This is a genomic window from Streptomyces venezuelae (genome assembly GCF_008642315.1).
GTDB lineage: Bacteria > Actinomycetota > Actinomycetes > Streptomycetales > Streptomycetaceae > Streptomyces > Streptomyces venezuelae_D.
In genome coordinates, this window is sequence record NZ_CP029192.1 from 102,043 (window position 1) to 121,105 (window position 19,063).

The following is a 19,063-nucleotide window of genomic DNA, read 5'->3' on the forward strand; positions in this document are numbered from 1 at the left end:
CAACACTGGGGGTGTGATGAATCCCTGGAGGCTGCGGCTGCTGTGCCGTCTGGAGGCGCTGGGCACGGTGCGGGCGGTGGCCCAGGCCGTCCACATGAGCCCGTCCAGCGTGTCCCAGCAACTGGCCGTGCTGGAGAGCGAGACGGGCACCCGGCTGCTCGAGCGCACCGGGCGGCGGGTGCGGCTGACCTCGGCGGGCCTGATCCTGGCGCGGCGCTCGCGGGCGCTGCTGGAGCAGATGGACGGCATCGAGGCGGAGTTGCGCGGTTTCGGTCAGGAGCCGGCCGGGCTGGTGCGCCTTGGCACCTTCCAGAGCGCGATCCACACGATGGCGGTGCCGGCGGTGCGCCGGCTGGCGCACGCGCATCCGCACCTGCGGGTGGAGGTGGTGCAGCTGGAGCCGCACGAGAGCCTGCCCGCGCTGCGCGGCGGGGACGTGGACCTGGCCATCACCACCACCGACTTCGGGGAGCTGGCGCTGGGCGAGGACCTGGATCTGGTGGCGCTGGCCCAGGACCCGGTGCTGCTGGTGCTGCCGCCCTGGCATCCGGCCGCCGGGCGCGGGCCGGTGGACCTGGCGGCCTGTGCGCAGGATCCGTGGACGCTGGACATGCCGCACACCTACATGGCCGGGCTGGCGCTGCGGCTGTGCCGGCAGGCCCGTTTCGAGCCGCGGGTGGTGGCCCGGTTCGGCAACTACCTGATGACGCTGCAGCACGTCGAGGCGGGCCTGTCGATCGCGCTGCTGCCCGGCCTGGCCGTCGACGCCCGCTACCGGGTGGCCACCCGCGAGCTGGCCGCGCCCCTGACCCGCACCATCACCGCGGCCACCCGCCGCGGCGCGCCGCCCGGGGCGGCGGTGCGCGCCGTGCTGGACGCGCTGCGCCGCGTCGCCGCCCCGGACGCCCCGGACGGCGAGGGCGGCGCGGGCGGCGGTGCGGGCTGAGTCAGCGGCGCTTGTGCGACTTGAAGTACCAGGCGGCGGCGACGGCGAGGACGAGGAGAACAAGCAGGATCTTCATGGTCCCCGGTTGTCCCCGATCGCGCGGGACATGCCTGCCGGTGATCGCCGGGGCCGGCCGGGGGCGCGTTTTGCCGGTCGGCGGCCAGGGCACCCGGTGGCCGCGGCCGCGCCGGATGCGGCCGGTGCGCCGGGCCGCGGCCGGCCCCCGGCGCTCCGGTGGTGGGGTGCTCGCGTTCTGCCGAAGGTGGAAGGGGCGCCCCTCGGGGCCCGGAGCGGTCCGCGCCCGGCCCGTACGCCCCCACAGAAAGGCGAGCACCATGACCGACACCCCCGGCCGGTCCGGCCCGCAGGACCCCACCGCCAAGGGGCCGCGCCCGAACTTCCCCCAGCAGGAGCAGGAGGTGCCGGGCTGGACCGGTCCGATGGACCCGCCGCCCGACCACGGGGAGGACTCCTACCGCGGCTCGGGGCTGCTGCGCGGCCGCATCGCGCTGATCACCGGGGGCGATTCGGGGATCGGGCGGGCGGTGGCCATCGCGATGGCCCGCGAGGAGGCCGACGTCGTCTTCACTCATCTGCCCTCCGAGGCCGGCGAGGCGCAGGAGACCGCCCGCTGGATCGAGGAGGCAGGGCGCCGGGCCGTCCCGGTGCCCTGCGACATCCGCGAGGAGGAACAGTGCCGGCGCCTGGTGGAGCGCGCGGTCACCGAGTTCGGGCGGATCGACGTACTGGTCAACAACGCCGCCTACCAGATGTCGCGGCCCAAGGGCATCACGGACATCCCCACCGAGCAGTTCGACCGGGTGCTGCGCACCAACCTGTACGGCATGTTCTGGCTGTGCAAGATGGCCGTGCCGCACATGCCGCGCGGCGCCTCGATCATCAACACCACCTCGGTGCAGGCCTACAAGCCCAGTGCGCACCTGCTGGACTACGCCATGACCAAGGGCGCCATCGTGACGTTCACCCAGGGGCTCGCGCAGATGCTGGTCGAGGACGGGATCCGCGTCAACGCGGTGGCGCCGGGGCCGGTGTGGACGCCGCTGATCCCCGCGACGCTGCCGGACACCACGGAGTTCGGCAAGCAGGCGCCGCTGGGCCGGCCCGCGCAGCCCGCGGAGATGGCGCCGGCCTACGTCTTCCTCGCCTCGGAGCACGCGAGTTTCATCACCGCCGAGATCATGAACGCCACCGGCGGCACCCCGCTGCCCTGACCCCGGGCACGCACTCTCGACCCTCTCGACCCTCTCGACGAAAGGACATCACCGTGCAGCACCGCCACGACCCCGCCCAGACCGCGGCCGAGGAAGTACTGGAGGAGGCCGAGGCCGCCGAGGAGCGGCCCGTGCCCGACGAGCGGCGCGAGCACGCCAAGGACGGCGAGGCCGGCGACACCCTCACGCCCAGCCCCACCGCCCAGCAGGACATCCACGAGGATGCGGACGGCCGGGACGGCAAGGGCGGCAAGGACGGTACGGGCGGGCGCTGAGCGTCTTGTTCAGCGGTACGCGGTGTGCGGCTCCCGGCCGGGCGGATGCCACTCGATCAGCAAGATGGTGGCGTCGTCGCGGAGCCGTTCGGTCTGCGCGTCCAGGACGGAGTGGATGAGCCGGCGCAGCGTCTCGGCGGCGACCTCGCCGCCGGTGGAGGCGCGGATGACGGAGTCGGCGAACCGCTCGAGGCCGAACTCGGTGCCGTCGGCCAGCCGTGCCTCGGTCATGCCGTCGGTGTAGAGCAGCACGCGGTCGCCGGGTTCCAGGGTGGTCTCGTGGACCTGGCGGTCGGTGCTGCGCAGGAAGGCGGAGAAGCCCATGGGCGGGTCGGCCTCGCGTTCCAGGGCGCCCTCCACCAGCCGGTTGTCGCGGATGAGCAGCGGCGGGGGGTGTCCGCAGTTGCTCCAGCGCAGCACGCCGCCGGCCAGGTCCAGGCGCATCAGGACGCCGGTGCAGAACTGGTCGGGCAGCCACAGGCCGATGGCCGCGTCGACGGCCTCCAGGAGTTCGGGCAGCTCCGCGCCGGTGCGCCGGCCGTTGCGGCAGGCGGCCAGGGCCACGGCGGTGGTCAGGCCGGAGAGCAGGTCGTGGCCCATCGCGTCGAGGATCGTGGCGTGCAGGGCCGTTGGGGTGAGGCAGTGGTCGAAGGCGTCGCCGCCGATCTCGTAGGCGGGCTCCAGCACGGCGGTGGAGACCACGTGGGTGTTGCCGATGGTGCGCGGCGGGAGGAAGGCGCGCAGCATCTCGGCGGGCAGCTGCATGGGCTCGGAGCGGGTGCGCTGGATGACGTTGTCCTTGTAGGCCCGCTTGGAGGTGATCATCATCGCGAGGAGGGCGGCCAGGGCCCGGCTGCGGCGCAGCAGCGCGGGGTCCAGGAAGGGAGTGTGGACGGCGACCACGCCCAGGCGCTCGGCGCCGTCCAGCAGGGGCAGCCAGGCGGTCATGCCGCCGGCCGGGGATTCCTCCACCCGCAGGGCCAGTGTGCGGTAGGCCCAGCCGGCCAGGGAGCCGTCCACGTCGGCGGCGGCCGCGTCGTCGTGGAGCGGGATCAGCCGGCGCTGCTGGAGGTCGGCGAGGTAGACCACGGCCTGGGGCACGCCCAGGGCGGTGGCGCACCGGGCGACGGCGGTGGCCAGGTCCAGTACGGCGTTGTCGGGGTCGGCGAGGAACTCCTCGAGTCCGCTGGGCGGCTCCGATGTCGGCACGTCCTCTCCCTTCGCCCCGGGGCTGCGCGGACTGGCTGGGTGACACGAGCAGTCTCACACCGCACCGGCGTGCCTGCCCGGCCGCCGTGTCGCCGATCGGCCGCGGGTGGTCCACGGTGATCAGTACGAGTTGTCCTGCCCTGCGCGGGTACCTGCACCCCAGCTCCGGAAGCGGGCCCACCCGGCCCGCGGCCCGGGGCCCGGCGAAGGAAGGGAGACACCGTGAGCGAGCAGATACCGCCCTCCCCCGGTGCGGACGGCAGTGCGCCCGTGCCCAGGGACCCGCCCGACCAGCAGGCCGACGGCGGCCAGGACCCCTGGGAGGCGGCGCAGGAGACGGCCGGGACCGACAGCAAGGACTCCGAAAGCGGCGAGGACGTGCCCGAGACCGACGAGGCCGGCACCGGCCGGCGCGGCAACGGCGGGGCGACCGGCGCCCAGAGCGAGGAGCCGGTGCCGCAGGAGCCCTCCGGGTGAGGGCCCGGTCCGGCCAGGTGAGCACAGCAAGGGAAAGGGATTGACGGTGAGCGGTGCGGGAGAAGAGCCGGCGCAGGTCACGGTGGAACTGAGCGGGACGGCCGAGGACGCCGGGAGCGTCTTCGACGTCCTGAAGGCGGTCTACGCCTCGGACCGCGACGGCGGGCCCACGGCCTCGGACGCGAGCGGGCCGACGGTGTGGAGCGGTGTTTTCGACACCGCCCGGCCGGCGGGCGGCGGGCCCGGCGGCGCGCCGTCGCTGCGCGGCGCGGTGACCGCCGGTGTGCAGGGCGGCTATGTGGCCGTCGACCAGCTCGTCACGGTCCTCGAGGCGGCCTTCACCGTCACCGAGCAGGGCTCGGCCTCGGGCGATCAGGAGAAGGACGTGTCGCTGCGGCTGGAGAGCCGCTGACAAGCGCTCGGGCCGCCCCGGCCCGCGTGGCCGGCGCGCCCGGGCTCCCGTGCGGTGACACCGCGGGAGCCCGGGCCCGGGCGGGCGGGGCTCAGGCCCGGTGGTCGCCCGGGATGCGCTCCAGCAGGCCGCGCAGGTCGTCGGCGTGCTCCTCCTCCTGGGCCAGCAGCTCCTCGAAGACGCGGCGGGTGGTGGGGTCGCCCTCGCCCAGCCACTGGGCGATCTCGGTGTAGGCGGCGACGGCGACGCGTTCGGCGACCAGGTCCTCCTTGATCATTTCGATCAGGTCGGTGCCCTCGTGGTACTCCGCGTGGGAGCGGGAGGTGAGCGTGTCGGGGTTGAAGTCCGGTTCGCCGCCCAGCTGGACGATGCGCTGGGCCAGTTTGTCGGCGTGCTCCTGCTCCTCCTGGGCGTGTTCCAGGAACTCCGCGGCCACCGGCTCGGAGTACAGGCCCGAGACCGTGTAGTAGTGCCGCTTGTAGCGCAGGGTGCAGACGATCTCGGTGGCGAGGGCCTCGTTGAGCACGAGGAGTACGCGCTGCAGGTCCGCGCCGTAGGCGTCGGTGACCGGGCCCTTCTCGATCTGCCGGCGGGCCCGCTCGCGGATGGTCTGGATGTCGGTCAGGAACTCGGCCATGGCTGCTGCTCTCTGCTGGGTGGTCGGGGCGGCGGGCGGAGGGCGTCCGGTGACCCGCCACCCCCTGACCGTACCCATTTGTCCGCATTCATCCCCTGCTGGCCGGGGCCGGGGTGCGGTTGCGGGGTGCGGCTCCGGAACCGGGGCGGGGTTCCGGGGCGGGGTTCAGGTTCCGGGGGCGGTGAGGAAGTTCCGTACCCCTTGGGAGACCGTGTCGTCGCCCAGCAGGTCGTTGTGGGCCAGGCAGCCGGCCGCGTGGTTGGCCGCCCCGGCCAGCGGGACGCTGGCGTCGGGGTTGATGACCTCGTCGCAGGAGGAGGCCCAGGTCGCGTACGCCACCGGGCCGGGGGTCTCGTCGCCCTGGGCGAGTCGGTCGGTGACGTAGGAGCCGGGGGTCATGTCGCGGCAGGCCTGCGACCACAGGGCGCACGCCCAGGCGGTGGTGGTGCCGTGGTTGGGGCCGCCCAGCGAGACCCAGTGGGCGACGGCGGGCGCGCCGCCGCCGAATTTCACATACCAGCGCGTGACCAGGCTGCCGAAGGAGTGGGCCACCAGGTCCACGCGGTCGGCGCCGGTGCGGGCGCGCACCTGGGCGACGTAGGCGGCCAGGCGGCCGGCGAGGTCCTCGTTGACCGAGCGGCTGGTGTCGTAGCCAAAGGAGTACAGGTCGTCCTCGCCGTATCCGGCGGTCTTGAAGTCCTCGCGCAGGGCGCCCCATACGCCGGGGTCGGCGTTGTAGCCGTGCACGAAGACGACGGGGCGGGGGGCGGGTGCGGGGGTGCGGGCCGCGGCGGCGGGCGCCGCGGCCGGCGTCAGGGCGAGCGCGCACAGCCAGCCGAGCAGCAGGCGTGCCGCGCGGCGGGCGCTGGGGTCCATCGGCACGGGGGTCTCCTCACCGGGCGCCGGGCACGGGGAGGGGGCCCGCGCCGCGTCCGCACCGCGCGGACGCGGTGGTGATTGTGGGGGCGGGCGCGGCAGATGAGAAGAGTCCGGCGTGCTCTCACCCGCGGCCGGCCGTCTCCCCCGTCCCGGCCGTGTCTCCGGTGCCGGTCAGCGGCTGCCCGCAGCGGGCGCAGAAGCGGTCCTCGCGGCCGGCGGCCAGGCGTCCGCACTGCGGGCAGACCCAATCCAGCAGGCAGACCGGCTCCCCCGCGCCCGTGCCGGGGCCGGCGGGGGCGGGGCGGCGGTGGGCGGTGGTGTAGGTCAGGCCCTGTGCGCCGGCCCGCAGGGCGTGCGCGGTGCGGGCGGGCAGCCAGGCCAGGGCGCCGGGGGCGAGTGGGAAGCGGGTGTCCGCCAGGCGCAGTTCGCCGTCGCCGGCCAGCACGGTGAGCAGGAGTCCGTGCCCGGCCCCGGCGTCCTCGCCCAGGTCCGTGCCGGGGGCCAGGCGCACCACGGCGGCGTCCAGGTCGCGGTCGCGCTCGTGCAGCGACCACACCAGGCTGACGGGTCCGCGGCCGGGGGCGCCGGTCTGCCGGGGGCTCAGGAAGAGCGGGGTGGGCGCGCCGGGTTCGCTCATGGGTTGCTGTGCCTTTACTCGTCCGGGTGCGGCCGCTGTCCGGCGCGGCCGGGCGCCGGTGCGGGTCAGGCGCAGTGTGCCGCAGCCGGGGCGCCGTGCGCACCGGTGCCCGCCGCGAGCGGGGTGCGGCGGGCGCGGCAATCCCTCCGGGGGCGCTCGACGCGAGGGGAAATATCACGAGCAGGTCCCCGGAGGGATTGTCTGTGAGGCGGGCCGGGGGCTGGTGGGGTCAGGTGTCGGTGCGGCCGGCCTTCAAGGCCGCGGCGACGTCGACCACCCGCCGGGCCTGGTAGGCGGCGGCCTGCAACGTCACCTCACTGGGCGCCACCTGATTGCCCGGCGCCCCCGCCACGTGCGAGGTGCCATACGGATTGCCGGTCTGGAACTGCACCGGATCGGTGTAGCCGGGCGGCACGATCACCCCGCCCCAGTGATAGAACGTGTTGGCCAGCGCCAAAATCGTCGACTCCTGACCCCCGTGCAGCGTATTGCTCGACGTGAACGCCGAATACACCTTCCCCGCCAACTTCCCCTGCGCCCACAGCGGACCCGTCGTCTCGATGAACGCCCGCAACTGACTGGACGGATTACCGAACCGCGTCGGCGTCCCCCACAACACCGCATCCGCCCACACCAGATCCTCATGCACCGGCTCAGGAACCTCCGCATGCTCGGCCCGGTAGCGCTCCCAGGCCGCATTGGCCGCCACCGCCGCCGCCGGCGCCGTCTCGGCCACCCGACGCACCCGCACCCGCGCCCCGGCCTTCTCCGCCCCCTCCGCCGCCGCATGCGCCAACGCATGCACATTGCCCATCGCACTGTAATAAACGATCGCCACGTTCACGGTTGTCATGACTGTTCCCCTTGCTCATGCGGCGCCCGGCCGGGGCCAACTGGCGGCGGCCGGGGCGGGCTTGATCTCCTCCGGTACGACGACGCAGGCCCTTGTAATGTGAGGTGACAAGCAGGGCGGACGCGAAAACCAAGGGAGTTGGCGACACCATGAGCATGCAGCCTGATGCAGGGGGCGCCCTCTTTCCCGCGGAGCCGGGCGCCGTGCTGCGGGAGCGGCCCCGGCTCATCAATCTCGCCTACCGCTTTTTGGGGTCGCTGGCCGATGCCGAGGACGTGGTGCAGGAGACCTACGTGCGCTGGTATGCCATGTCCGCGCAGCAGCAGGCGGCCATCGTCTCCCCCGGCGGGTGGCTGACCAAGGTCGCCAGCCGGATCTGTCTGGACCTGCTGGGCTCGGCGCGGGCGCGGCGGGAGAAGTACGTGGGCGAGTGGCTTCCCGAGCCGCTGCCCGACCGGGCGGAGTGGGGCGGCGGGCGCGCGGAGGCCAGCGGGGATCCGGCCGACCGGGTCACCCTGGACGAGTCGGTGGGCATGGCCTTCCTGGTGGTGCTGGAGGCGATGACGCCGGCCGAGCGGGTCGCGTTCATCCTGCACGACGTCTTCCGCTATCCCTTCGGGGACATCGCCGAGATCGTGGGGCGCACTCCGGCGGCCTGCCGTCAGCTGGCCGCCTCCGCGCGGCGCCGGGTGGGCGCGCACCGCTCCGAGGGGGCCGACAGGGGCCAACGCGCCGGGGTGGTCGGCGACTTCAAGCAGGCCTGGGAGAGCCAGGACATCAAGGCCCTGATCGGCCTGCTGGACCCGGACGTCACCGTCGTCTCCGACGGCGGCGGTCTGGTGCGCACCACGCTCGAGCCCCTTGGCGGCGGCGAAGAGGTCGCGCAGTCCTTGCTGTTCGTCTCCGCGCGGACCCCGGACGCCAAGATCCTGGAACGCAGCGTCAACGGCCAGCCGGGGCTGGTCGTCGAGCACGAGGGCACCGTGGTGTCCGTGCTCGCCTTCGACATCGTCGACGGGCGCATCCAGCACATCTGGGCCGTGCGCAACCCCGAGAAACTGCGCCCCTGGGCGAGTTGACCGGCGCGGGGCGCCGGAGGCCCGGTGGGCCTCCGGCGTGACCCCGGTCAGCCGGTCAGCCGGTCATGCGATCTTCGTCGCGGACAGGATGGCCTGTACCGGGATGACGTCGCGCGGGATCTCGGAGGCGTCCTTGGTGATGGCCTTGGTCACCTTGAAGCCGCACTCCTCCAGCCAGCTCTGGTACACCGACAGCTTCTGCGGTCCGCCCTGGCCCATGGCCGCCCCGATGAAGAAGGCCGGGAAGAAGTCGACGTTGTAGTTGTCGGTGTCCTTGATGTTCTCGGGGTAGACCGGCACCAGGATGTGGACCGTCCCGCCGACCTCGAGCGACTTGTTGACGCCGGTCAGGATCTTCTGCACGTCGTCCTTGTCGAACATGTCCAGGAAGTGCTTGATCAGTACGGTGTCGAAGCCCTGGGGGATCTCGTCGAAGACGTTGCCGCCGATGAACGACAGGTGCTCCTGCAGGCCGTGGTCGCGGAAGTTCGCCAGCGCCTCCTCCTCCTTGTCCGGCAGGTCGAAGGTGGTCACCCGCAGCCCGGGCGACTCCTTGTGCTTGAAGGTGTGGATCGCACCCAGGCCGGTGTTGCCGGCCAGGTCCAGCACCCGGGCGCCGGCGGGCACCTCGACGTTGGCGAAGAACCAGGGGTCGATGTTGGCGGTGACGGTGTTCATCAGCTTCAGCCAGGCATCGTTGAGGTCCTGGTGGTCGGCCACCGCGTCGTACAGGGTGCCTTCGGCGCCGTAGAGCTCCTTGAGGCCCACGATGGTGCGGCTCTGCACGCTCTGGGTGAGGTAGAACAGCTGCCGCAGCGCCGTGACCTTGATCAGGTTCATGTAGCGCAGGGCGCGCTGGAGGTCGCTCTCGGCGACCTCGGCGAGCGCGTCCAGGGAGTATCCGGCGCTGTCCTCGTCGTAGGCGACGAAGCCCTCCTTGACCATGAGGAAGAGCAGCTGTTCCACGGCGTCGGGCTTGGCGCCGACGGCCTGGCCGAGCTCGGCGGCGCTCAGGCCCGGCCGCTCGCGCAGCCGGTCGATGATGCCGAGCTCGAAGACGGACAGCAGGGTCATGAACCGCGAGGGCCCCACCATGTATTCACGGAAGCGTGCGAGCGTGGCGTCTGACGTCATTGCGGGAGTCCTTTTCGGGTCGGGGGTTCGGCGTCGGGGGTTCGGGTTCGGGGCTGCGTCGGCGGCCGGGGCGCTCACCGGCCGGGCTCAGGCCCGCTCGGCGGGCTTCTTGGCGAACCGGTCGGCCAGGGCCAGCCGCTGGACCTTGAGCGTGGCGGTGCGGGGCAGTTCGGCCTGCGGGATCTGGACGGGGTCGGCCAGCTGCGGGAAGGGGGCCACGGCCGCCTTCCAGCGCTGTGGATCCAGGGGGGCGTCGTCGGTGGTGCAGATGACCGGGACGGGCTCGGCGTCCGGGCCCGCCACCACGACCAGTTCGCTCAGTTCGGGCAGCCGGCCCAGCACCACGTCCTCGATCTCCAGGGAGCTGCGCACCCCGGCGATCATGTCGACCTCCCGGTCGAGCATGTGCAGGCAGCCGAAGCGGGTGCGGTAGCCGACGTCCCCGGTACGCCACCACTGGCCGTCCCGGTTGGTGTCGTAGCGGTCCTGCTCGGCGAAGTAGGCCGGGGCCAGGCCGTCCCAGGCCACCTCGATGGAGCCGGGGTTGTCCTGGGAGGGGGTGTGTCCGTCGCGGCTCACCACGCGGACGCGGGCCGCACCCCAGGGCATGGGCCAGCCCACGCAGCGGCCGTTGGCCTTGTGCGCGGAGTGGCGGAAGTAGGCGCGGCCCACGGCCGGGCCGACCTCGCTCTGCCCGTAGATCTGGAAGAAGAGGGCGCCGCGCCGGTCGGAGGCCTTGAGCAGGCGGCTCATCGTGCCGGGGTGGATCGCGTCGAAGGTGCTGCTGAAGACCTTCACGGACCCGAAGGGGGCCCGCGGGTCGGCGGCCAGGCCCTCCCATTCCATCAGGGAGTTGGGCAGGGCCTCGATGAGGACGGGGCGGTGCTCCAAGAGCTGCTCGGCGACGGCGGCCGGGTCGGCCTCGCGCATCAGCAGGACGGGGAACTCCTTGAGCAGTGCCAGCGACATCGCCGCGACCATGCGGGAGTGCACGAAGGGGACGTGGATGGCCACCGTCTCCTTCTTGCGCATCAGCGACAGCAGCCGCCACTGCGGGATCAGCCGCTGGCCCTGGGTGCGCGGTGTGTGCACCACCAGCTTGGGGATGCCGGTGGTCCCCGACGTGTGGGTGATAACCGCCGCCTCGTCCAGCGGCCGCAGCACCGGCCGCACCCGCGGCGAGCCCGCCAGCCCGGCCAGGGAGAGCGCGCCCTCGCGCTCGCCGGCCACCACGATGACCCGCTCGGTCAGCTCCCCCAGCGCCACGTGTGCGAGCACGTCCAGCTTGCCCGTGTCGGTCAGCAGGCTCGGCCGGCCCAGCCGCTCCATCAGCACCGCGACCGTCGCCGCGTCCAGCGCCGGCGACAGGTTCACCACCACCGCCCCGATCCGCGACACCGCCGCGGCCAGCATCCAGTGGTCGGCGTTGGCCCGCTTGTAGAGCACCACGTGCTCCCCCGGACGCACCCCGGCCGCCCACAGCCGGCCCGCCAGGTCATCGACCAGGTCCGCGTACTGACGTACTGTCAGGCGACGGCCCGCCTCCGGCAGCACATCCAGGTCGTGGTCCAGCGTGATCGGCGTCGAGGCGTTCACCGCCGCCGCCATCTCCGGCAGCAGACCGATGTGCAGACCGCGCTTGAGGATCGATCGGTAGGCTATTGAGCCCTTCATAGGACTGTCTCCTTTTGGGCATGCGGGCGAGATCGGCGACGCGCCGGGCGGAGCCTGCGGCGTCGCCACGCGGGAAACTCTTCGGCAATCGCTCGGCCTTCGGGGAGTTCAGGTCCACAGCAGCGGGGATGCCGAAACAAGGGGGCGCCCGGCCACCCCGGCGGGCTCGGGGACGGCGGGCGCGAAATGTGCCGGTTCACGGACGGCGCCGGCGCGGCGGGCGGGCCCGGACAGGAACCCGGGGGCAAGGCTGCCGGGCGGGGCGACGGCTGCGGCCGCCGGCAACTCGCCGCCGTGTCAGCGGATGTGAGAAGAGGAGACGCCGGCCCATGAGGGCCCGCCCCCGGTGGTCAACGGACGAGCCGGCCTCGTGGTCCAGGAGGACGATCTCACCGTGAGCGTCCTGGAACTCGCGCCACCGGCGACCGCATCACCCGCACCCGGCCGGTGCGCGGTCTCGACAAGCTGCGGCAGCGGAAGGCGGGTCCGCGCCCCTGGCCGGGTGGCGGACGCGCACAGCCGCCCCGGAGCAGCTGTGCGCGGCGGGCCGGTGCGGTGTCAGCCCTGGGGCTGGGGCGCGGCGGGGACGAGGTAGGTCTCGATGCGGCTGACCAGGTCGCCCCGGAAGATGACGTAGTCGGAGAAGAGAAGCTCCAGCTGGCCGCCGTCGGGCTGGGGAACGTGAATGGTGCCGCTCACCGAGAGCGTGTCGCCCTCTTCGAGGATGCGCTCGATCTTGTGGGTCGGCACCTGCGAACCGGCATCCTTGTGCATGATGCCGTCCCTGTTGTCAATCATGGCAAGGAGCACCTGCTTGCCCTGGAGCGGGGCCTGCCCCTTCTTCTCAAAAACGAAGTCATCGGTCACCAGGGACAGAAGCTTCTCGCGCTCGCCGCGCTGCAGGTATTCGGCGTACTGCTTGAGAGTTTCTTTGTGGTTACTCATGGCAAAGACATTGGCACGGCCGTCTCAATGGACACTGGAGCCCTGCCTGAATAAGTGGGCATCGGGCCGGGATGCGGAAATAGAAAGGCGGCCCCTATTCACGGGGCCGCCCTTCTTGTTCCGGGCCAACGCCCCCCGGGAACCGTGGGTTTGGGGGGCGGGGTGTCTCAGACGCGGTCTGCTGCCAGCGGCTCGGCCGCCTCCTTCGCCTCAGCGGGCTCCTCGGGGCTGGGCAGCGGACCGCTGCGCAGCATCAGGGCGGTCACCACGGCTCCGAAGACCAGGGCGAACGCGGCCCACAGGAACACCACCGCGTAGCCCTCGAGGGCTGCCTGGTGGATTTGGCCCACCGTGGGCCGGCCCTGGACGTGGTCGGCGATCCAGTTGGTGGTCGTGTTGGTGGCGATCGTGCTGAACAGGGCGGTGCCGACGGCGCCGCCGAGCTGCTGCCCGACGTTGACGGCGGCCGAGGCGACACCGGCGTCCCGCGGTTCCACCCCGGAGGTGCCGGTGTTGGCTGCGGCGGAGTAGATCAGGCCCATGCCGACACCGATCACCAGGAGCGGGCCGAGCAGCGCCGACACGTAGCTGGAGTCGACCTCGATGAAGTACAGCCAGGCCAGGCCGATCGCGCTGATCACCAGGCCGGTGGGAATCATGGGCCGGGGGCCGACCTTGGGCACCAGGCGTGCGCCGGCGACGGCGGTCACCATGATGGTGCTCACGACCATCGGCAGCATGGCGGAGCCGGTCTTGACCGCCGAGTAGCCCAGGATGGTCTGCATGTAGAAGACCAGGAACAGCAGGAGGCTGAAGAAGCCGGCGCCGACGAACAGCGTGGTGAGGTAGGCGGCGCCGCGGTTGCGGTCGGCGACCACCCGGGGCGGCAGCAGCGGGTTACGGGCGCGCATCTGCCAGGCCCAGAAGACGGCCAGCAGGATGGCGCCGGCTGCGAGGAATCCCCACGTGGAGGCGCCGCTCCAGCCGTCCTCGGCGTTGGAGAAGCCGTAGACCAGGCAGAACAGACCGGCGGATGCGGCCACCATGCCCGGGACGTCCATCTGGGCGCCCTGGCGGGGCTGCTTGGTCAGCAGGGTCGCGCTGCCGATGAACGCGGCGGCGGCGAAGAACAGGTTGATGTACATGCACCAGCGCCAGTCGAGGCTGGAGGTCAGCGCGCCTCCGATGATCAGGCCCATGCTGCCGCCGATGGCCATGACGCCGCCGACCGCGCCGAAGGCCTTTCCGCGCTCCTTCGGGCTGGTGAAGGTGGTGGCCACCACGGACATGCAGGCAGGCGACAGCAGCGCGGCGAAGACGCCCTGCAGGGCGCGGGCCGCCACCAGCAGGCCGAAGCTGTTCGCGGCGCCGCCGATGGCGGAGGCGACCGCGAAGCCGATCAGCGCGACGAGGACGGCCTGCTTGCGGCCCATCACGTCGGTCAGCCGTCCGCAGAACAGCAGCAGGCTTCCCATGGGCAGCGCGTAGGCGGTGACGATCCACTGGCGGTCGCCGTCGGAGAAACCGAGGTCTTGCTGCGCGTCGGGAAGGGCGACGTTCATTACGGCCAGGTCAAGGCCGATCATGAGGTAGGCACAACAGACGGCGGCGAGGATGAGCCACCGTTTGGGGTCCGCGGCCTTCCCAGAGCCCGGCCCAGCCGTGGAAGCTGCGCTCTGTGTTGCCATGATCTTCTCCTCGTTCCGGTGCGAACTCTCAGGCTTCATCCCTACGACGACGCAGCGGCCGGGTTTGTGAGGTCGCGGCACGTCATCGGGAGGTCGGCCGTCAGTCGTCCCGGCTGTCGGGCGCCGCGGACTCGGACTCCAGCATCGGGTTCAGCCAGGGCTTGAACCGGTAGTAGGACTGGATCTTGTAGATCTCCTCGCCGGTCGACGACGCGGCGGCGTAGTAGAAGAACTTGTCGTCGGCGGCGCGGTGGCGGATGCCGGTGAGGAACTTCTCGATCTCCGGTTCCATCGGGACGGGCAGGTCCGCGGGGTTCTCGGCCACGATGGAGAAGGAGAACCGCTCGATCTTGGAGGACTCCCAGCCCAGGGTGGCGTAGGCGCCGATGGCCCGCTCGCTCAGCGTGGTCAACTGCTCGCTGGGCTGGGGCAGTTGCAGGTCCTGGAAGATCGAGCGGACGCTGTCCTTGTCGGTGGGCAGGCCGTTGAAGTACAGGTTCACCGTGCGGTGGCGGTAGTCGATGGAGAGCGTGGGGATCTGCTGGCCGGCCATGCCGTGGCGGGTGAAGAAGTCGAGGTTGTCGGCCACGCTGGGCGGCATGGAGGGCAGGTCGAGCAGGGTGGACAGGCGCAGCCATCCGTCGGCAGGGAAGGCCACGTACATCTTCTTGAGGCCGCCGGCGACGCCGAAGTCGACGCCGTAGAAGTTGACGTCGTGCCGTTCGGCGACCTGCGGGAGCAGGGAGAAGACGGGGTGGCCGGTGCTCTCGATCAGGCCGTGCGACAGGGCGACGTCGTAGGGGCTGACGTCGCCGGGGGGCACCGTGAAACGCCAGTCGACGTCGTTCGAATAGCGCTTTCCGGTGCCCATCCTGAATGCGATCGACGAGTTCGGTATTGCGTCCTGGTATGCGGTCAGGATCGGGCTCACCGTGTCGTGCGAGTACGGCACGTCGAAAAGTCGGGCCGATTCTTCGATGGCCGAGTAGAGCTCGGTCAATTCGCTGGTCTCGGACATGCGTCCTCCGCGGGTGCGTACGGTCCTTGGGCGGACCGGGTGGTAGGGAAAGCGGTTCGGGGTGGGGAGTGCGTGTGGTTCCGAAACCGCGGCGCGCCCGCGCAGGAAATTCGCTGCGGGCGCGCCCTCTTGTGGCCGTGCGGGTCAGTCCTGAACGCCCACGCGCCAGGGCCGCAGTTTTTCGGGGTTGCGCATGGCCCAGATGTGGGTGATGTGATCGTCGGTGGCCTCGAGTGCCAGAACACTCACGGTGACGCCGTCCTGCTGGACCACGAGGCCGGGCCTGCCGTTGACCATCCGCTCCAGGATGGTCAGGTCGGGCAGCCTGCTCACGAGGGCGACCAGCCCGTGGGCGATCTGCTCGGCGCCTTCCATGGAGCGGGCCCCGGCCTCGACGAGGCCGCCGGTGTCGGCGACCGAGACGGCCGCGGGATCCAGGAAGCCGATGAGGGCGCCGATGTCCTTGGCCTCCCAGGCCTGCTTGAAGTTGCGGATGACGGCGATCTGCCGGCTGGTGGGCCGGGTGGGGGCCTGCGCGTCGCGTATGCGGCGGCGCGCGGAGGAGGCCAGCTGGCGGCAGGCGGCCGGGGTGCGCCCCACGATGTCGGCGACGTCGCCGAAGGGGTAGCGGAAGACGTCATGCAGGATGAACGCGACGCGTTCGGCGGGGGTGAGGGATTCCAGGACGACCAGGAAGGCCATGCTGATCGACTCGTCCAGGGTGATCCGGTCGGCGGGGTCGGCCGCGGTGTCCGTGGGGCGGACGGTGGCCCATTCCATGCGGTCGGGCACGGGTTCGGGGATCCATTCGCCCACGTAGCTCTCGCGGCGCATGCGGGCCGAGCCGAGCAGGTCCAGGCAGATCCGGCCGGCGACCTTGGTCAGCCAGCCACCGGGGGCGGCGATCGCCTGCTGCTGGGCGGGCGTCATGGCGTACCAGCGCACGTAGGTCTCCTGCACCACGTCCTCGGCGTCGGCCAGCGAGCCCAGGAGCCGGTAGGCGAGATTGATCAGATGACGCCGCTCTTTCATGATCGTGTCCAGGCTCTGGTCGAGCCCGTCGTCGTCCCGGGGGGATCGGCTGGTCATAGTGGCGTGCTCTCCTCGCCTCGCTTGGGTCGTCACTGGGTACGACGAGACAGCGCGGTCGGCTGTGAGCTGGGGTCCCGTGCGGGGCGGCAGCGGCCACGGCGGTGGTGCTGCCGTGGCCGCGACGAGCGTGCCGGCGCCTGCCCTGGTGTGGCGGCGGGTCAGGCGGGTGTGGTGGCGCTGTTGGCGCGCAGGGTGAAGGCGCGCAGGACCAGGGCCGTCTCCATCGCGCACAGGGCCACGCCCAGGGTGACGTGGGCGGCCAGGGAGCTCTCCAGGCCCAGGAAGGTCTGGGTGAAGGTGAACAGCAAAAGGCCGATGGTCGCCTTGAGCGGCCAGGTCAGCCAGCGGTTGCGGCGCCACAGCAGGACGGCGGCCACGACCTGGAGGAGCACCACGAGCTCGAAGATGTAGGCGTTGACGCCGTGCGGGTCGATCGAGTCGACGTCGCCGTTGAGCAGCATGCCGGCCAGCAGGCCCTGGACCAGGGTCTCCAGGCAGCCTATGGCGGCCACGACCCGCAGCAGTGTCACCAAGCCGGGACCGTCCACCGCCTGGGCCGTCGTGACCGCCCCGGCCTGGGAGGGCGCACCCTTGGAAGAGGTGTCGTGCATCGAAATCCCCATTTCTTTCCGTTATTTCGGCCATCGAATGCCTGGCCGGTCATCACAGTTGACTGACGATGCGGCGCCCGGGTTTGTGAGGTCGCCTCAGGCGGTCGTCTCGGCGACCACGCGGTTGAGGGCCGTCAGGGTGTGCACGTCGGCCAGGACGGGGAAGTCGAAGGGCAGCGGGCGCGGGCCGACCTGGTCGGGCACCGAGGTGAAGCCGCCGTCGGCGTGCTGCTGGCTCTCCAGGTAGGCCAGCGGTTCGCTCAGGTCGGTGCCCGGGGCGTGCCGGACCAGGGTGGCCAGGGCCTGGGCGGTGGAGAGCACGTCGCTGTCCTTGTCCGGGGTGTGGCCCCATCCGCCGTCGCTGTTCTGGGACTTGGCCAGGTAGCCGAGGGCCTTGGCCGTGCACTCGGCGGCGCGCTGGCGCAGGTCTTCCTCGGCGGCGGGGATGTGGGCCAGGGCGTCCAGGACGCGCAGGATGACGCTGGGCAGGCTCAGGGTCCAGCTGGGGTCGAAGCTGCCGTCGGCGTCCTGGGCGCCGATGAGCACCTCGACGGCGGGGGCCAGCAGGTGCGCGTGGTTGTCCCAGGGCAGGGCGATGACGGCGCCCGCGGTCATGTCCAGGTCCCAGGGGTGGCCGCGCAGGTAGGTGGGGAAGCCGCCCTCCTCGTTGGCCCGGGCGCGCAGGTAGGCCTCGCCGCCCTGGATGCCGTGGCGGAAGCGTCCCGCGTCCAGCAGGCGCAGGAACTCCACGCAGCGGGCGGTGTCGTCCACGTCGGTCTGGGTGGTGGTCTCGTTGTAGCCCCAGCCGCCGTCGGCCTGCTGGTGGGAGGCGATGTACTCGCCCATCCGGGCCGCCAGGCGGGCGTGGCCGGGGGCGTCGGCCAGGGCCACGCCGGCCAGGGCGGTCACGAAGACCTCCTGGCCGTCGATGAAGGGCACGCCGCCGTCCGGGCCGCGCAGCTGGACCAGGGCGTCGATGCCGTCGCGCATCAGGGCGCAGCCGGGCCGGTAGGTGTGCAGGGCGTGCAGGGCCACGAGGTGGGCCAGGGCGTTGCCCTCCCACACGCGGCGGGTGGGGAAGGCGGCCAGCCGGCGTACGAGCAGGTTCTGGTGCTCGAGCAGTTCCTGCTGGTAGGTGGCGTCCTTGGCGGCCGTGCTCGGTGCCGAGCCCCAGCCGGCGTGCGCGTGCAGGATGGTGGCCGCGCACAGGGTCAGTTCCGTCCAGACCGCCTGCGGGCGGGGGCCGATGTCACGCGGGTCGGGGCGGGCGCCGTCCGGCAGCAGGCCGCACAGGCCCAGGATGGTGTCCAGCAGCAGGCGCTTGCGGGCGCCGGTGCCGTGCCGGGACTTGCCCTGGCCCTTGAGGACGGCGCTGGTGTCGCAGGGCCGGCCAAGGAGGGCGTCCACGACCACCGCTTCCAGGGCGCCCTTGGGCTCGGCGCGCTGGAGGTATTCCTGGAGTTCCTTCTGTGCGCGGGGCAGGGCGCGCTCCTTGCGCAGCAGGAGCAGCAGCAGCGCGGATTCGATGATCCGGCCCGAGCAGCGGTCCTTGAGGGCGCCCTCGCCGTCCACCTGCACGGCCAGGTGGCGTGCCACCCGGTTGCGCATCGCCTCGGCCCCGGACCGCTGCCCGGTGCCGCCGGCGGTGGCGGGACGGGGGGCGGAGCCGGCGACGGAGTCAACCAGACGATCACTCATGCTCAGTTTTCCTTTCGGATGCACAGCGAAGCGAAGAAAGAAGGGGGGCGGGGCCCGGACGTCGAAGGGGTCCGGCCGCCCGTGCCGGAAGGGCCCGGAAGGGCGGTGCGAGCGCGCGGCGGTGAGGGAGGTGTGCGTGGCGGGGCCCGGCGCGGACGCGCCGGCCCTACGCGTCGGCCGCCCGGCTGCGGGCGGGCCTGCGTGCGGGTCCGTGCGGGTCGCGGAGACAAAAAAACGCCGAGCTCGGCGGGAGGGGAACCTCAACCACCGCTCGGCGGGATTTGGGCAGGGAAAGCGTGCAGACAGTGTGACACGGCGAGCTGTCCGGGGACAAGAGCGCCGGAAAGCCGACGGCGGGATGCGGCCCCGGCCGCACCCCGCCCCCACCACCGACTCCCGCACCCAGGCGCCCAGTTGCCGCCCCAGCCCTCTCCGGCGGGGGTGCGCCGCATGCCGCCGCGGCCTCAACGCCCCCGCCACGGGGGGCCGTTCACAGTCTCGCCGCCCCAACACCCCGACCACGGAGGCGGTTCACAGTCTCGCCGTCCCAACACCCCGACCACGGAG

20 protein-coding genes are annotated in these 19,063 nt (G+C 72.1%); 6 read left to right on the top strand and 14 right to left on the bottom strand.

What is annotated here, in order from left to right; all coding sequences use genetic code 11:
• Positions 1 to 16: 16 nt before the first annotated feature.
• Positions 17 to 946, top strand: a complete 930-nt coding sequence (locus tag DEJ48_RS00490) for a LysR family transcriptional regulator (protein ID WP_223832408.1) — start codon at positions 17 to 19, stop codon at positions 944 to 946.
• 1 nt (position 947) lies between these two features.
• Here the strand turns inward: DEJ48_RS00490 and DEJ48_RS00495 are convergent, their stop codons facing one another.
• The gene (locus DEJ48_RS00495; RefSeq protein ID WP_150213388.1) at positions 948 to 1,283 is read right to left on the bottom strand and encodes a hypothetical protein; all 336 of its coding nucleotides are present in this window, start codon (positions 1,281 to 1,283) and stop codon (positions 948 to 950) included.
• On the opposite strand from DEJ48_RS00495, the gene DEJ48_RS00500 reads away from it, so the two are divergent.
• Together DEJ48_RS00500 and DEJ48_RS00505 are read left to right on the top strand one after the other, a co-directional pair.
• Entirely contained in the window at positions 1,282 to 2,178 is an 897-nt protein-coding gene (locus DEJ48_RS00500) for an SDR family oxidoreductase (protein ID WP_150213390.1), read from the top strand. The genes DEJ48_RS00495 and DEJ48_RS00500 overlap by 2 nt on opposite strands.
• A 53-nt stretch (positions 2,179 to 2,231) precedes the next feature.
• On the top strand, positions 2,232 to 2,453 hold the full coding sequence (locus DEJ48_RS00505; protein ID WP_150213392.1) for a hypothetical protein: 222 nt from the start codon (positions 2,232 to 2,234) through the stop codon (positions 2,451 to 2,453).
• Positions 2,454 to 2,462: 9 nt separating this feature from the next.
• Here the strand turns inward: DEJ48_RS00505 and DEJ48_RS00510 are convergent, their stop codons facing one another.
• The gene (locus DEJ48_RS00510; protein WP_150213393.1) at positions 2,463 to 3,662 is read right to left on the bottom strand and encodes a PP2C family protein-serine/threonine phosphatase; all 1,200 of its coding nucleotides are present in this window, start codon (positions 3,660 to 3,662) and stop codon (positions 2,463 to 2,465) included.
• A 222-nt stretch (positions 3,663 to 3,884) separates the two neighbouring features.
• On the opposite strand from DEJ48_RS00510, the gene DEJ48_RS00515 reads away from it, so the two are divergent.
• Together DEJ48_RS00515 and DEJ48_RS00520 are read left to right on the top strand one after the other, a co-directional pair.
• Positions 3,885 to 4,139: a hypothetical protein gene (locus DEJ48_RS00515; protein WP_190537107.1), complete on the top strand. Its 255-nt coding sequence runs from the start codon at positions 3,885 to 3,887 to the stop codon at positions 4,137 to 4,139.
• Between the two features lie 46 nt (positions 4,140 to 4,185).
• Complete coding sequence (locus tag DEJ48_RS00520; protein WP_150213395.1) at positions 4,186 to 4,551, top strand: hypothetical protein; 366 nt, start codon at positions 4,186 to 4,188, stop codon at positions 4,549 to 4,551.
• A gap of 91 nt (positions 4,552 to 4,642) precedes the next feature.
• Here DEJ48_RS00520 and DEJ48_RS00525 read toward each other — a convergent pair whose 3' ends face one another.
• The 4 genes from DEJ48_RS00525 to wrbA all read right to left on the bottom strand — a co-directional run bounded on the left by DEJ48_RS00525 (position 4,643) and on the right by wrbA (position 7,557).
• Positions 4,643 to 5,188 carry a bacterioferritin gene (locus tag DEJ48_RS00525; RefSeq protein ID WP_150213396.1) on the bottom strand — a complete coding sequence of 182 codons (546 nt, stop codon included), beginning with the start codon at positions 5,186 to 5,188 and terminating at the stop codon, positions 4,643 to 4,645.
• Positions 5,189 to 5,353: 165 nt separating this feature from the next.
• The gene (locus DEJ48_RS00530) at positions 5,354 to 6,064 is read right to left on the bottom strand and encodes a lipase family alpha/beta hydrolase (protein ID WP_150220862.1); all 711 of its coding nucleotides are present in this window, start codon (positions 6,062 to 6,064) and stop codon (positions 5,354 to 5,356) included.
• 124 nt (positions 6,065 to 6,188) lie between these two features.
• Positions 6,189 to 6,704 carry an AraC family ligand binding domain-containing protein gene (locus DEJ48_RS00535; protein ID WP_150213398.1) on the bottom strand — a complete coding sequence of 172 codons (516 nt, stop codon included), beginning with the start codon at positions 6,702 to 6,704 and terminating at the stop codon, positions 6,189 to 6,191.
• Between the two features lie 229 nt (positions 6,705 to 6,933).
• The gene (gene wrbA, locus DEJ48_RS00540) at positions 6,934 to 7,557 is read right to left on the bottom strand and encodes an NAD(P)H:quinone oxidoreductase (RefSeq protein ID WP_150213400.1); all 624 of its coding nucleotides are present in this window, start codon (positions 7,555 to 7,557) and stop codon (positions 6,934 to 6,936) included.
• Positions 7,558 to 7,706: 149 nt separating this feature from the next.
• Here wrbA and sigJ (DEJ48_RS00545) point away from each other — a divergent pair, with 149 nt between their 5' ends.
• Positions 7,707 to 8,636, top strand: coding sequence for an RNA polymerase sigma factor SigJ (gene sigJ, locus DEJ48_RS00545; protein WP_150213402.1), 930 nt, complete (start codon positions 7,707 to 7,709; stop codon positions 8,634 to 8,636).
• A gap of 63 nt (positions 8,637 to 8,699) precedes the next feature.
• Here sigJ (DEJ48_RS00545) and DEJ48_RS00550 read toward each other — a convergent pair whose 3' ends face one another.
• The 8 genes from DEJ48_RS00550 to DEJ48_RS00585 all read right to left on the bottom strand — a co-directional run bounded on the left by DEJ48_RS00550 (position 8,700) and on the right by DEJ48_RS00585 (position 18,496).
• Positions 8,700 to 9,770, bottom strand: coding sequence for an acetylserotonin O-methyltransferase (locus DEJ48_RS00550; RefSeq protein ID WP_223831816.1), 1,071 nt, complete (start codon positions 9,768 to 9,770; stop codon positions 8,700 to 8,702).
• 87 nt (positions 9,771 to 9,857) lie between these two features.
• On the bottom strand, positions 9,858 to 11,444 hold the full coding sequence (locus tag DEJ48_RS00555; protein ID WP_150213404.1) for a class I adenylate-forming enzyme family protein: 1,587 nt from the start codon (positions 11,442 to 11,444) through the stop codon (positions 9,858 to 9,860).
• Between the two features lie 558 nt (positions 11,445 to 12,002).
• A complete protein-coding gene (locus DEJ48_RS00560; protein WP_150213406.1) occupies positions 12,003 to 12,389 on the bottom strand; it encodes a nuclear transport factor 2 family protein in 387 nt (128 codons plus the stop codon).
• 167 nt (positions 12,390 to 12,556) lie between these two features.
• Positions 12,557 to 14,077 carry an MFS transporter gene (locus tag DEJ48_RS00565; RefSeq protein ID WP_150213408.1) on the bottom strand — a complete coding sequence of 507 codons (1,521 nt, stop codon included), beginning with the start codon at positions 14,075 to 14,077 and terminating at the stop codon, positions 12,557 to 12,559.
• A 100-nt stretch (positions 14,078 to 14,177) separates the two neighbouring features.
• The gene (locus DEJ48_RS00570) at positions 14,178 to 15,095 is read right to left on the bottom strand and encodes an aromatic prenyltransferase (protein WP_150213410.1); all 918 of its coding nucleotides are present in this window, start codon (positions 15,093 to 15,095) and stop codon (positions 14,178 to 14,180) included.
• A 144-nt stretch (positions 15,096 to 15,239) separates the two neighbouring features.
• The gene (sigJ, locus tag DEJ48_RS00575) at positions 15,240 to 16,184 is read right to left on the bottom strand and encodes an RNA polymerase sigma factor SigJ (protein ID WP_150213412.1); all 945 of its coding nucleotides are present in this window, start codon (positions 16,182 to 16,184) and stop codon (positions 15,240 to 15,242) included.
• Between the two features lie 161 nt (positions 16,185 to 16,345).
• Positions 16,346 to 16,798 carry a hypothetical protein gene (locus DEJ48_RS00580; RefSeq protein WP_150213414.1) on the bottom strand — a complete coding sequence of 151 codons (453 nt, stop codon included), beginning with the start codon at positions 16,796 to 16,798 and terminating at the stop codon, positions 16,346 to 16,348.
• Between the two features lie 96 nt (positions 16,799 to 16,894).
• The gene (locus DEJ48_RS00585) at positions 16,895 to 18,496 is read right to left on the bottom strand and encodes a prenyltransferase/squalene oxidase repeat-containing protein (protein ID WP_150213416.1); all 1,602 of its coding nucleotides are present in this window, start codon (positions 18,494 to 18,496) and stop codon (positions 16,895 to 16,897) included.
• Positions 18,497 to 19,063: the final 567 nt, after the last annotated feature.

What these genes read in the sequence shown, in the direction of transcription:
- DEJ48_RS00495 (WP_150213388.1), bottom strand. Translation starts at nt 1,283, where the DNA reads ATGGTGCTCGCCTTTCTGTGGGGGCGTACGGGCCGGGCGCGGACCGCT.
- DEJ48_RS00585 (WP_150213416.1), bottom strand. Translation starts at nt 18,496, where the DNA reads ATGAGTGATCGTCTGGTTGACTCCGTCGCCGGCTCCGCCCCCCGTCCC.
- DEJ48_RS00550 (WP_223831816.1), bottom strand. Translation starts at nt 9,770, where the DNA reads ATGACGTCAGACGCCACGCTCGCACGCTTCCGTGAATACATGGTGGGG.
- DEJ48_RS00530 (WP_150220862.1), bottom strand. Translation starts at nt 6,064, where the DNA reads ATGGACCCCAGCGCCCGCCGCGCGGCACGCCTGCTGCTCGGCTGGCTG.
- DEJ48_RS00555 (WP_150213404.1), bottom strand. Translation starts at nt 11,444, where the DNA reads ATGAAGGGCTCAATAGCCTACCGATCGATCCTCAAGCGCGGTCTGCAC.
- DEJ48_RS00535 (WP_150213398.1), bottom strand. Translation starts at nt 6,704, where the DNA reads ATGAGCGAACCCGGCGCGCCCACCCCGCTCTTCCTGAGCCCCCGGCAG.
- DEJ48_RS00490 (WP_223832408.1), top strand. Translation starts at nt 17, where the DNA reads ATGAATCCCTGGAGGCTGCGGCTGCTGTGCCGTCTGGAGGCGCTGGGC.
- DEJ48_RS00525 (WP_150213396.1), bottom strand. Translation starts at nt 5,188, where the DNA reads ATGGCCGAGTTCCTGACCGACATCCAGACCATCCGCGAGCGGGCCCGC.
- sigJ (WP_150213412.1), bottom strand. Translation starts at nt 16,184, where the DNA reads ATGACCAGCCGATCCCCCCGGGACGACGACGGGCTCGACCAGAGCCTG.
- wrbA (WP_150213400.1), bottom strand. Translation starts at nt 7,557, where the DNA reads ATGACAACCGTGAACGTGGCGATCGTTTATTACAGTGCGATGGGCAAT.
- DEJ48_RS00500 (WP_150213390.1), top strand. Translation starts at nt 1,282, where the DNA reads ATGACCGACACCCCCGGCCGGTCCGGCCCGCAGGACCCCACCGCCAAG.
- DEJ48_RS00580 (WP_150213414.1), bottom strand. Translation starts at nt 16,798, where the DNA reads ATGCACGACACCTCTTCCAAGGGTGCGCCCTCCCAGGCCGGGGCGGTC.
- sigJ (WP_150213402.1), top strand. Translation starts at nt 7,707, where the DNA reads ATGAGCATGCAGCCTGATGCAGGGGGCGCCCTCTTTCCCGCGGAGCCG.
- DEJ48_RS00560 (WP_150213406.1), bottom strand. Translation starts at nt 12,389, where the DNA reads ATGAGTAACCACAAAGAAACTCTCAAGCAGTACGCCGAATACCTGCAG.
- DEJ48_RS00565 (WP_150213408.1), bottom strand. Translation starts at nt 14,077, where the DNA reads ATGGCAACACAGAGCGCAGCTTCCACGGCTGGGCCGGGCTCTGGGAAG.
- DEJ48_RS00570 (WP_150213410.1), bottom strand. Translation starts at nt 15,095, where the DNA reads ATGTCCGAGACCAGCGAATTGACCGAGCTCTACTCGGCCATCGAAGAA.